9 protein-coding genes and 1 other RNA gene are annotated in these 12,213 nt (G+C 35.0%); 5 read left to right on the top strand and 5 right to left on the bottom strand.

The features are described from left to right. Window positions 1-66: 66 nt before the first annotated feature. The 5 genes from H7U22_RS20375 to H7U22_RS20355 all read right to left on the bottom strand — a co-directional run bounded on the left by H7U22_RS20375 (window position 67) and on the right by H7U22_RS20355 (window position 4,827). Window positions 67-1,329 carry a site-specific integrase gene (locus H7U22_RS20375; RefSeq protein WP_187073185.1) on the bottom strand — a complete coding sequence of 421 codons (1,263 nt, stop codon included), beginning with the start codon at window positions 1,327-1,329 and terminating at the stop codon, window positions 67-69. A gap of 259 nt (window positions 1,330-1,588) precedes the next feature. Further along, window positions 1,589-1,955, bottom strand: a transfer-messenger RNA (tmRNA) gene (gene ssrA, locus H7U22_RS20370). Between the two features lie 80 nt (window positions 1,956-2,035). Continuing rightward, a complete protein-coding gene (locus H7U22_RS20365; RefSeq protein ID WP_222621918.1) occupies window positions 2,036-3,196 on the bottom strand; it encodes a sialidase family protein in 1,161 nt (386 codons plus the stop codon). A gap of 205 nt (window positions 3,197-3,401) precedes the next feature. Next, a complete protein-coding gene (locus H7U22_RS20360) occupies window positions 3,402-4,175 on the bottom strand; it encodes an NIPSNAP family protein (RefSeq protein WP_317173014.1) in 774 nt (257 codons plus the stop codon). Between the two features lie 22 nt (window positions 4,176-4,197). Beyond that, on the bottom strand, window positions 4,198-4,827 hold the full coding sequence (locus H7U22_RS20355; protein ID WP_187073183.1) for a DUF4159 domain-containing protein: 630 nt from the start codon (window positions 4,825-4,827) through the stop codon (window positions 4,198-4,200). 151 nt (window positions 4,828-4,978) lie between these two features. On the opposite strand from H7U22_RS20355, the gene H7U22_RS20350 reads away from it, so the two are divergent. From H7U22_RS20350 to H7U22_RS20330, 5 genes are read left to right on the top strand one after another with little or no spacing between them, the layout of a single operon-like run. Next, window positions 4,979-5,977 carry an AAA family ATPase gene (locus H7U22_RS20350; RefSeq protein WP_187073182.1) on the top strand — a complete coding sequence of 333 codons (999 nt, stop codon included), beginning with the start codon at window positions 4,979-4,981 and terminating at the stop codon, window positions 5,975-5,977. After that, window positions 5,977-6,864 carry a DUF58 domain-containing protein gene (locus H7U22_RS20345; protein WP_248284817.1) on the top strand — a complete coding sequence of 296 codons (888 nt, stop codon included), beginning with the start codon at window positions 5,977-5,979 and terminating at the stop codon, window positions 6,862-6,864. Before H7U22_RS20350 ends, H7U22_RS20345 begins: the two co-directional genes overlap by 1 nt. A 1-nt stretch (window position 6,865) precedes the next feature. Further along, window positions 6,866-8,257, top strand: coding sequence for a BatA domain-containing protein (locus H7U22_RS20340; RefSeq protein WP_187073181.1), 1,392 nt, complete (start codon window positions 6,866-6,868; stop codon window positions 8,255-8,257). Further along, entirely contained in the window at window positions 8,244-10,382 is a 2,139-nt protein-coding gene (locus tag H7U22_RS20335; RefSeq protein ID WP_187073180.1) for a DUF4175 family protein, read from the top strand. The genes H7U22_RS20340 and H7U22_RS20335 overlap by 14 nt, the downstream gene beginning before the upstream one ends. Before the next feature lie 2 nt (window positions 10,383-10,384). After that, window positions 10,385-12,172 carry a hypothetical protein gene (locus H7U22_RS20330; protein ID WP_187073179.1) on the top strand — a complete coding sequence of 596 codons (1,788 nt, stop codon included), beginning with the start codon at window positions 10,385-10,387 and terminating at the stop codon, window positions 12,170-12,172. Window positions 12,173-12,213 lie beyond the last annotated feature (41 nt).

Here is a 12,213-nt window from a genome sequence, read left to right as displayed (position 1 = left end):
AATTCAACATTCCTTGTAGGGAATGATCCCTATGTCTGCCAATTATTGAAAATGTGCCTTTTATTTCTACTTTGTGATCGTATAGTTATAAGTAGTAATTGCAACTGCTTTTTGTTGTTTGGGCTGCTCAAGTTTGATGATAAGTTTAGCCATGTCCTCATCTACTTTCTTATCCATAATTTTTGCATAATGTTGCGTGGTTTTGATATTCTTGTGCCCGAGCATTTTACTTACAGTTTCGATTGGCACATCGTTCATCAAAGTGATCGTAGTGGCAAAAGTATGCCTAGCCAAATGGAAAGTTAGAATAGTTTTTATACCACACACATCAGCAATTTCTTTTAGATAAGCATTCATCTTTTGATTCGAGCTAACCGGAAAGAGCTTCTCTGAATTAGATCTCAGAGGATGGTCTGTATATTTCTCCAAAAGATTTATTGCCTTGGGCAACAGGGGGATTCTGGTTGGGATCCCGGTTTTCTGCCTGTTTGATATAATCCAACGCTCGTCCTGTCTACCTGTAATAACCTCGCTAGTCTTTAATTGATAAATATCAATATACGCCAGCCCCGTATAACAACTAAACAAAAATATATCTTTAACTCTTTCAAGACGTTCATTCGCAAAATCTGTTTGCTCTAACCGATTGACTTCAGAATCAGTGAGACAAACCCTATCTATCTCTTTAACTGTAGCTTTGAAGTTAGCAAAGGGATCCCTTAAAATCCATCCATTGGCAAGACAAATCTTAACTATTTTCTTTAAGTTCTTTAAGTATTTAACGGCAGAGTTGTTTGAACATTTCCTTACCGATCTAAGAAAAAAGTCATAGTCGGTTAAAAATTTATGGTCAATCTTTTTAATATCAATATCTGAAATCCTGTATTTTTCCCTTAGGAACTGAAAAACGTGGCGAAGAGCTGTCTGATATCTTAAGTGGGTCATTTTAGAAAAACCACTTCCGACTAGTGCCTCCATTTGACTATTGTGGTTTTCAAATACCTGCCTTAGAGTCTTCTTATCGTCTTCTTTCCCAAGAAGCTCATTTGCTAACGATTCAGCTGTAATGTCACTTCCTAAAGTTAACAGCTTTCGATGTGCATCATGAACCTGTAGTTCCATCTGCTTAAGGAAAGCATTCATGGTTCTAGCGGCCGAACTGTTCCCTTTAAATTTACCGTTTTCCCAATCCTTCTCCAGACAGTCTTTACCGGATGTAACTTCAACTCTTTTCTTTGATACAGTGATCCTTAAATAAACAGGAAGTTTTTCGCTTGAGGCTCTTTTCCCTCTTTTCAGGAAGAAAATTAAACTGAAATTTCTTTTCATAATGTTGCTCTTAAAAGGTTAATAAAATTAAGAAAGCAATCAAAAAAAGTCAAGATGTTCACTCATTGAACATGCTGAAAATCAAAACGTTAACCCCTAAAAAGGTGAGTCGATTATAAAATTCGGTGGACTCACCTTTTAGCTCACCTCGCATATGCGATATTTTGGCGAAAAAGCCACTAAATCGCAAAAAACAAAACCCTGCAAATATCTGATTTGCAGGGTTTTAGTGTTTTTTGGTGAATTCTGTTAGTAATTCCAGTGGAGCCGAAGGGAGTCGAACCCTTGTCCAGTTGTGAGATAAATTATACCTTCTACATGCTTATTTTTCAATTGATTTTCGGGAAATAAACGGGCTGAAAACCGACCTTATTTAAATCCTTAGATACTTTATCTCACCTTGTGTCGTATCTCCACGAAGGCCAGCTTTGTTATTTCGATGCCCCAGATTCTAGTCTAACAATGCAGCAACTAGAGGGACAAAAGCTAATTAGTTCTAAACTAAGCAGCTAAGGCGTAAGTATTTTCGCCAACTAAAATGTGAACGTTCACTTTAAGTGCTCTCCGAACAACGCACTGCATGCTAACATAACTTTCGCCACCCCGTCAAATCCAAGAACGGCCCCAGCGATAGTGCTCAGTCTATTGTAGAAATAATAGTCTGAGGCTTCAAATATACAAATATCTGGCCAATTTTAGGTTACGATTAATTTTTTCTCTTAATCAATTTACCTTTAATCATCCAAACAGCAGTCGAATTGCTAAACGCATTTGTAGAGGTTATCGCAATTATGGTATCATCATTTAGGATGCATAATGAGTTCCACAAACCATGCTTGTTGGCAGGAACCTCAAAAGGAATTTCAACATCTTTAAAGTTTCTGGCTTCTGTATCACCAACAGCAACCTGCATATAAGCTAAGTCACCATTTCTACCTCTTCCTAAAGTACTTTGGTAAGAAAGTATAGTTGCGCCACTTTTTAGCTGACGTAAATATGGTGCACCAGCATAAACGGTATCGGGTAATTGTGGCACCAAGGCAAAATTTCTTTCGTCATCATCCGCACCGACTGGTTTCTGCCAATTCTGAGTTAAACTATTTCTAATGATTGCTGGTTTAAACTGACCATTGGCATTGTCTTCAATAGAAAAAAGAATTTCTTTTGAGCCTTTTAACATTATCGGCACCGGCATTCCATCTCTATGGCCAGGTCTAAAAGAAACAATTTCGGGCTGGGTACTCCAAGTTTTCCCTCCATCTTTTGATCTGAAAATGGAAATATTTTGCTCGTTTGATTTTCTGTAGATATTCTCGTTAGAGAAATATAGTTGTACTTCTCCAGATGGAATTTGAATTTGAGCGGGTTCCCAACAACCATCTTCAAATTTATAACTGGCCTGATAAACCAAACGATCATCTTCCCAGGTTTTCCCTTGATCATAACTTTTTTTAGTCCGAATTTCGAAACGTTTTGTGGTATCAGTTTGGCCATTAACTTTTCTTGGGCGAGGATTATAAGACATCAATAATGAATGATCCTTTAACTCCAAAATCTCTGGAACGGCCATATTGTAACCTTCTATCGGTGGAATGATATTAACCTGATTTTTCCATGTAGCACCAAGATCAGAACTTTGAGCACACTCTACCCCACCTTTTGTTTCATAAATGCAGATTAAATTTCCTGTATGCAATTGAATCATTCGGGCATAATTTGCATAACCATTTCCAACTGGAGCAATTTGTTTTAATGTAGATTTATCCCAGTGGATGTGAGGTGCGTTTTCAGAATCGTGTTTTTGCGCCTGTACGAAACAGGCAGTTGGCGATAAGAAAAGAAGAAACCAAATGAAGTTTTTCATCATTGATTATAAAAGTAAATGAATTAGCTTAATTAGAATCCAAATTACTGTAAAAATAAGAAAGCCTTTCAATCCTGAGAAGGCTTTCTTAGTTGTCTATCCCTATATAAATAGGAAAGCAAAACTATATAGATCCTTCAACATTTTTGGGTTATGAATAAACTGAACAGAAAAAACTTCTGTTCATAATTTGCCATTTTCCAAATGCCTATATATCAGAATAATCCGTTGGGTAAATAAACAAGGTTACATTTTTTGATACATTGTGCTGATATTGAGGCAATCCGCTTATCTTTTTATATTCTGCACCAAAGGCCGACCAGTGTTTTTCTCTGTCTTCTTTGTTGTTAAAAGTTGTGAGGTACATTAAATTGGGCGAATGACTTCCAGAAATTACTTGACCATAAAACACTGCATTAAAGTTTAAATTGGTAAAAATATTGATCTCCGCATCATTAAACATTCCGATTTTATTTAACGATAAACTTTCGGTTGAAGCTTCATAACTTCTTAATTCGTAAACTCTTTCGCTTTTTGCAGTAGTAAGTTTCGGCAGAGCTGGCTCGGGCATGGCGCTAAAAGCTTTTAATAAAATACTTTCAATTCTGTTATATGGCGGGTTATTATATTCTGCGTTTAAATACGATTTCCCTTGTGCTAAATAGCTTTGATCTTTTGCCAAGGTCTCATCCAATTTCAAAAAGGCATCGAATTTTTTAAATGGAATAAAAACATAAATTAATTGCTCGGTCGTATCTTTTGCTATCGGTTTAAAAACCCCAACATTCGGGATTCCTGCTCGGTGCAAGGCTGGCAAATAAGCGTCTTTTAAATAGCTATCAACTGCACTTTCTTGCGCCTGCCCTTTTATATGATAGATTTTTAACTGATAATAATATTGAATTTTAGCAACTGATTTATTTACAGAGATCATCAGAAGCAGAAAAATAGACAATGCTAATTTAATAGAGATTACTTTCACGATTTATGAATTTAATATTTGGTTAACTGTTTACGCCCATTGCATACAAAATAATATTCACTCCAAATTTGGTATTATCCTCAGCCAAAAAACGTTTATTTTTAAAATCATAGTCCCATTCGCAACCATAATCTTTATTGCTGTACAAAACTCCTATCCTATTATTTATGGTAATGGCTTTTAAATAATCGTGTACAAGATCATCTCCCCAACCGTTAAGCTCGAAAGATGTGGTTGGTGGTCCTTTTTCAAACTTAAAGAAAGAATTGTAGATGGCATGATCATTTGGGATTTTTTTTAATGCCTGTGCGCCAAATAAATTGCTCATTTGTGTTTCAAAAGAACGGGCGAACAATCCATCAATATCATGGTTGCAATCATCAACAAAAACAAAGCCTCCATTATGCACGTATGTTTTAAAATTAGTTGCTTCCTGTTGGCTAAATTGAACGAGTTTATGTCCGCTTAAATAACAGAATGGATATTTAAAAAGATCGTTACTGCTCAAATCCACAATTTTTTCTTCTTCATCCAAGGGGATGGTTGTGTACTCCAAAAGGGAATTTAACAGATTTGAAGGCATCCGTTGATCGGTATCCCAATCTCCAGAATTATATTTTATTCTCGCAAAAGTAAACTTAGATCTTTGCATCGTTCTAAATTAGTGTCAATTTTTATCATTTCAGATTTTAAACTTAGATATCTTGTAAATTTTTTGATATTGTTCGAGCTCCACCACAAAAATAATGGCAATATGACCTATATTGAGGCACAATAAGTTCAAATCAAAAAAAATAATTGTATTGGAGACTTCAGAAAGTAACGTAAAAACTTTAATTGGCAAATTAGGCGCATTAAAAAGCGAAATCCAGAAAGTAATTGTCGGCCAAGACATTATAATTGAAGAAATGTTAATCGCCTTAATGGCTGGTGGGCATTGTTTGTTAGAAGGCGTACCGGGTTTGGCAAAAACGCTGATGGTTAGAACACTGTCTCAAGCTTTGGATTTATCTTTCAGAAGAATCCAGTTTACGCCAGATTTAATGCCGACAGATATTGTAGGTACAGAAATTTTGGAAGAAGACCACGTAACGGGCAAACGCTTTTTCAAATTTAATAAAGGCCCTTTATTTGCCAATATTGTACTTGCTGATGAAGTTAACAGAACGCCTCCTAAAACACAATCTGCACTTTTAGAAGCCATGCAAGAGTTTGAAGTTACTTATGGTGGCCAAACTTATCCCTTAGATCGTCCATTTTTTATTCTGGCTACACAGAACCCAATCGAGCAGGCGGGCACTTATCCCCTTCCAGAAGCTCAATTGGATCGTTTTCTGCTGTATATTAAAATTGGTTATCCAACAGCTGTTGAAGAAGCACAAATACTAAGTAGTACAACAGGCTCTAAAAAAGCAGTTATCAACCCAATAATTGGTGCCGAAGATATTAAACAATTACAATCGCTTACGCGAGAAGTGAGCATCAGCGATGATTTAATTACCTATGTAAGTGAGTTTATTCGTGCCACCCGACCCGATACAACAAGCGTTCCATTTGTTAAAGAATGGGTAAGATGGGGCGCCGGCCCAAGAGCCGGACAAGCCTTAATTTTAACCGCAAAAGCGAGGGCACTTTTTCACGGGAGATATGCTGTAATAATGGAAGATTTGCAAACGATGGCCTATCCAGTATTAAGACATCGAGTTTTAATGAACTTTAAAGCAGAGGCTGAAAATGTATCTTCTGACCAAGTTACGGATGAATTAGTGAAAGCGATTGCAAGACCAAAAACAAATATTTAATGAGTAAACTGCTCGATCCCAAAATATTAATGGCCATTAAAGACCTCAATCTATCGGCGAAAACAACGATAGATGGTTTTATGAATGGCATTAATAAAAGTACCGTAAAAGGCGCTGGGCTAGAGTTTAGTCAATATAGAAGCTACCAACCTGGAGATGATTTACGTTCGTTGGATTGGAAAATGTTTGCCCGGTCTGATCGATATTACATTCGGGAATCGGAAGTGGAAACCAATATCTCAGTTCGCTTTTTAGTTGATGCAAGTGCTTCAATGAATCATAGCGATGGCGATTTTACCAAAATTGAATATGCAAGATATTTGACGGCTTGCTTAGCCTATTTGGCAAATTTGCAGGGAGATGCCATTGGATTGTACATTTTTAAAAATGCCGAACTGTTCTCCATGGTGGCCAAACAGGATTATCAACATTTGGCTAGGTTATTCTTTCAGTTGGAACAGATAAAACCTGAGGGAACGTTTACAAAACCAATTCATTATAAAGAAATTTTTGCAGGGACGCAAAAAAGAGAATTGCTTGTTTTCGTAACAGATCTTTACCAAACTGAAAACGAAATCTTCAATTTATTAGATACGTTAAATACATTGAGGCACGAGATTGTAGTTTTCCATGTGGTATCACGGAATGAAATGGAATTGGATTTTAAGGGTTATACCACATTCGAAGATTTGGAAACCGGGCAAACCATACAAATTGATCAGGCTAAAGCCAGATCTGACTATAAAAATAAACTCCAACTCTATTTAGAAGAAACAAGAATTAAAATGCTGGATAGAAGAATTTATTATAGAACGGTTTCTACGGATGAGCCATTAGATCAGGCGTTAAGAGATTTTTTGAAACAAAGAAATAAGCTAAGAATTTAAATTGCAGTTATTATATCCCATTGGTTTATTGGCACTTGCAGGATTAATTATTCCTGTAATTATACACTTGTGGAGTGTAAAACAAGGTAAAACCTTAAAAATTGGAAGTATCGCCTTGTTGGGCGAAAGCGCAACCGCAAGCTCGAAAAGTATTAAAATAACCGATTTACTTTTGTTCATTTTAAGGTGCTTGATTCTGATTTTGATTGCTTTTGTTTTAGCTCAACCGTTCATAAAAAAAACAAGTGCTGGCGCTAAAAACTCTGGTTGGATTTTGATGGATAAATCTCAATTTTATGATATTTATAAGGCGAACCGAAAAACAGTTGATTCGCTCTTAAATCTCGGTTTTGAGTTGCATAATTTTGATTTGGGGTTTGATCAATTTCTTTTGAAAGACAGCCTTCTAAAAACAAAAAAGTTTACCGAATTAAGTTATTCTTCTTTATTTAATCAACTGAATAAGCAAGTTCCTTCGGGTTATTCCGTGTACTTATTTGCCGATCATCGATTAAAAAACTTTGACGGGAATTTACCAAAACCAAACTTCAAATTAACTTGGAAAGAAACTGAAAATACAGATACTTTAAAAACTTGGTCGACGAGTTTTTTGGGTAAAATTTATGAAGGAAAATCGACGCCAAAACAAACAAGTTATTCTGCCAATCGAACACAAAATCTGCCTATTATTTCTGTTTTAATTTACGATCCTACAGGAACTGATTCGAGATATATTATGGCTGGTTTAAGCGCAATTAGCGATTTTACCAAGCGAAAGATAGAATTTAAGAACTGGAATACTCCTGCAATTAAGAAAGCTGATGTTGGTTTCTGGCTTTCAGATCAACCGATTAACGCTTCAAATTTAAGTAAACTCAAAGACAGTGCTAGTTTCTTAAATTACGAAAAAGGTAAGGTTGTAACTGAAAATTCTAATCTACTTTTAGATGAAAACAGGAATCAAACTGTTGAATTAAAAAAACGAATTGCTCCTAATCATTTAAAAGGAAATACCATTTGGACGGATGGTTTCGGGCAACCAATTTTAATAAACGAGGGCAATTTAAAAAGAAACCAATTTCATTTTTACAGTCGATTTAACCCACAATGGACAGATTTGGTTTGGAACGAACAATTTGTAAAAGCTTTGATTCCAATTGTATTGGGTAATCAAGATGCAAAAGATTTTGGTTTTGAAGATCATTCTTTAGATCAAAGAATCGTAGACAAGACTCAGTTTAGCGAATCAAAAATCATTAAATCAAATGGTTACAACAAAACAGAAAACAAAAATATAGATTATATAATTTGGTCTCTAGCATTTGTGCTATTGATTATCGAGCGGATTTTATCATTCAGAAAAAAAACAAATTTAGATTATGTTAAAAACTGAAGGCAAAAATTGGATTGATAATTTTAGAAGAAAGTGGATTGCGATTTACTTTGCACAAATCACTGTGCTAAGCTTATCCTTTGCCCTGATTTTGATTATAATTAGCGCATTGTGTTTCTTCCATATATTCCACATCTGGCATTTAATTCTTACTTTTATCCTAGTTTTCGCTGGCTTTGTGTTCCTTAAACCCACTTGGAAAATCAGTAGCAATGAAGTAACAAAATATCTAAATTCAAGATTTGCACAGTTAGAAGAAAGCGCCGAACTTTTCTTAAAACCAGAAAAAGAATTATCTCTACTTGAGCAATTACAAATCGAAAAAATTAGTGGCAGTTTGCCAATTCCAAAAAGCTTGAGCGAAGCTTGGAAAAAATTGTGGTTTTGTTTGGCTTTCTTAATTATAACCATAACAGGCTCTTATTTAATAGAAAAATATTATTGGTATGAAAAAGTAGCTTCAGAAGATCTTCTTACTTTATCAAACCAAAAAAATATCATTAAAGAAATTATCCTACCCGAAATCGAAACCTTTCAGCTTCGAATAAATCCGCCAAGCTATACAGGAAGAGGCGAGAGAACACAGAAACAGTTTACGATTAAAGCAGAAGCCGGAGCTAAAATATTTTGGAACATTGAAACCAATGTTTCCGTTAAAAAACTCAGAATCGTTTTTAACGATAAAGAGATTTCGAACTTGGCTACTTCCGATCATCTGAATTGGACTTTTAACAAAACCATTACGCAATCTGGTTTTTATCAAATGGAGTTGGATGGAAAAAAATCCGATCTCTATCAAATTGAAGTTATTCCCGATTTGCCTGTAAATATTAAAATTACACAACCAAAACCGCATACTACAATTGATATTGGGCAAATTGCGAAAGTAAACTTAAATGTTTTTTTAAGTGATGATTACGGAATCAATGAAGCCTATATTTCTGCAACTATGGCCAGCGGAAAAGGTGAAGGTGTAAGTTTTACAGAGAAAAAATTAAACTTCGATACTGATTTTAGAAATAAGAAGGATGCAAAATTAAATAAGCAGATTGACTTAAAATCTTTGGGAATGAAACCTGGTGACGAGCTATATTTCTTTATCAAAGCAATGGATAATCATGGTCAATCTAGCCGATCTGATGTTTATTTTGTATCAATCGTAGATACCACAGAACTAATGAGTATGGCCGGGATGGCAAATGGAGTTAACCTTGTTCCAGAATACTTTAGAAGCCAAAGGCAGATTATTATCGATACCGAGAAACTTTTAAAAGAGCAAGGAACCATTTCTGCAGATGATTTTAAAAACCGAAGCAATACTCTCGGGATTGATCAAAAACTATTGAGATTAAGATATGGCAAGTTTTTGGGAGAAGAATCAGAAACTGAAATTGGCGGCGATCACGATCACGAAGATGGCGACAATCACGACAAACCTAAAGCCGAGGAAAAATTTGGTGATGCTCAGGCAATAGCAGATAAATACTCACACAAACATGATGTTGCCGAAGACGCTACTTTCTTTGAACCAGAAATGAAAGCTCAGTTAAAAGCCGTTTTAACAGAAATGTGGACTTCGGAACTTCGATTGAGAACTTACAAGCCACAAGAAGCTTTGCCGTTTGAATATAAAGCCTTGCGATTATTGAAAGATTTGCAACAAAAATCTAGAGCTTATGTAGCAAAAACGACTGTCAAAACTTCAAAATTAAAACTAGAAAAGCGATTAACGGGTGAACTGGACAAAATAGCTGAGCCCATTCAAAAAGCTACATTTGAACAGAAAGATCATTCTAACGATGATTTAAAGATTCTTTTATCCATTCTTGAAAATAGAAAAATAGGAAAACCATTTACTTTAGGCGAGCGACAATTGTTACGCGATGGCGAAAAACAGTTAATTTCTGTCGCATCCAATCAACCCAGCTCTTATTTATCGGCCTTAAAAAGCTTACGTAAAATAAGTACATCCAATGTAGTTAATGTAAGAGATGTTGAGGCCGTTCAAAAAGCAATTCAGAAACTCCTAGGTATTGAAATCGTAAAACCTCAATCTGAAATTTCGGGTCCTGAGATCAATTTGTATCGAAGTTATTTTAATCACCTTAAAAGTGCAGGCAGGTAAATATGGAATTCAAATACATCATAATCCTCATTTCCATTGGTTTTATAGCATTTCTGGTGTTTAAAGAAATTCGTCGTGCTGATAAAGGCAGGTTGATTTTGAGGTTATTGGCAAGTATTTTTATGGCTGCCAGTTTTGCACTTATGATTATTCCAATTACGTATTCGGTAACGAAAGAAGAACCTGCACATGAAATAAATCTTTTAACCGAAGGCTTCACGTTAGATTCTATTTCTACGATAAAAGGGAATAAATACAATCTTGATTCTACCCTATTTCCAAAAAATAAAGCATTTAAAATTAGTCACATTGCAGATTTAACTTACTTTTTAAAGGAACATCGAGAAATCAAGAAAATTAACATCTATGGTTATGGTTTGGATGATTCACAATTAAAAGGTTTATCTGATTATCAAATTTCTTTTCATCCTTCTGCCCTTTCCTCAGGAATTTTTTCTGCAAACTGGCAGAAGAAATTAAATGCTTCTGAAAATTTAATTGTTCAAGGGATATACAATAATCAAACAGATAAAAATGTAAAGTTAAAGCTGTTCGGATTAGGCGCAAGTTTAGATTCTACAGAGATTAAAGCAAATTCAAAAGTTAACTTTTCCTTTTTAAATCGTCCTAAACAGCAAGGGAAAGCTATTTACAATCTTATTGCAATACAAGGAAATGATACGCTTTCAGCTGAACCTGTACCATTTGAGGTTGAGAAAAAACAACCAATCCAAGTTTTAATCTTGGCTTCCTTTCCAGATTTTGAATATAAATTTCTTAAAAAGTGGTTGTATGAAAATCAATATCCAGTTGCTTTTAGAAGTCAAATCAGTAAAAACAAGTACAGCACAGATTTCTTGAACATGAAGGCCGTTAATCTCAATCAGATTAATCAAGCTTTGCTTAAAAATATGGATGTGGTTATTATTGATGAAGATGAGCTTTCTGCCATTTCAAGCTCGGATAAAGCTTCAATCTATAGTGCAGTAAATAATGGAATGGGCTTAATTGTGCGAATAACCAATCCAAAACCTAGCGGGAATAATAAAAATTTCAATCAGTACGAAGTTGTATCATCAACTGAAAAGCCACTTTCATTAAAATCTACTGACGATTTAAAATTTAATAATTTACCTCTTATGCAATCGCTCTTTCTAAAATCGGGCACAAATAATCAGCCTTTAATTCTAGATGAAAGTGGGAAAATTGTTGTCAATAGCCAGATCAATGGAATGGGTAAAATTATAACGTCGGCGCTTTCATCAACATATCAATGGCAACTGGCTGGAAAACAAACGGATTACAGTCGGTTTTGGTCGATGCTTTTTGCAAAATCTTTAAGAAAAAAAGTAGAAACTCAATCTTTAGAAATTTTTCCCAAATTTCCATCGGTTGAAGAAAAATTAAGGCTAATCGTGAATTTATCGGATAACAAATCGCCTAAAATCTTAATTGATAGTACAAAAATTTATCCTAGACAAAACATGGAGCTTCCGTTTGAATGGGATGGTTTTTTCTGGCCAAAAACCGCTGGTTGGGCAATCGCAACAATTAACCAAAAAGCAGAGAACATATATATTTATAAAAAACAGGATTGGTTAACTCTAAAATCTGCTATAAAGCAATCCAAAACTTTGGCTTTAGTTAAAAATCAATCCAAGGAACTCATAAAATCGGATAAAATTCAGCATTCAACTGAAGAAGAAATTTCAAAATGGTGGTTTTTAGCAGTCTTTTTAATTACATCTGCCTTTCTTTGGCACGAATCCAGAGTATTGGCAAACAAATAGTGAATTGAAACTAAAATGTTATACTCCTAAGCATAGTTTGC

It is taken from the genome of Pedobacter fastidiosus (assembly GCF_014306625.1).
Taxonomy (GTDB): domain Bacteria; phylum Bacteroidota; class Bacteroidia; order Sphingobacteriales; family Sphingobacteriaceae; genus Pedobacter; species Pedobacter fastidiosus.
This window is presented reverse-complemented; position numbering and strand designations above follow the sequence as displayed.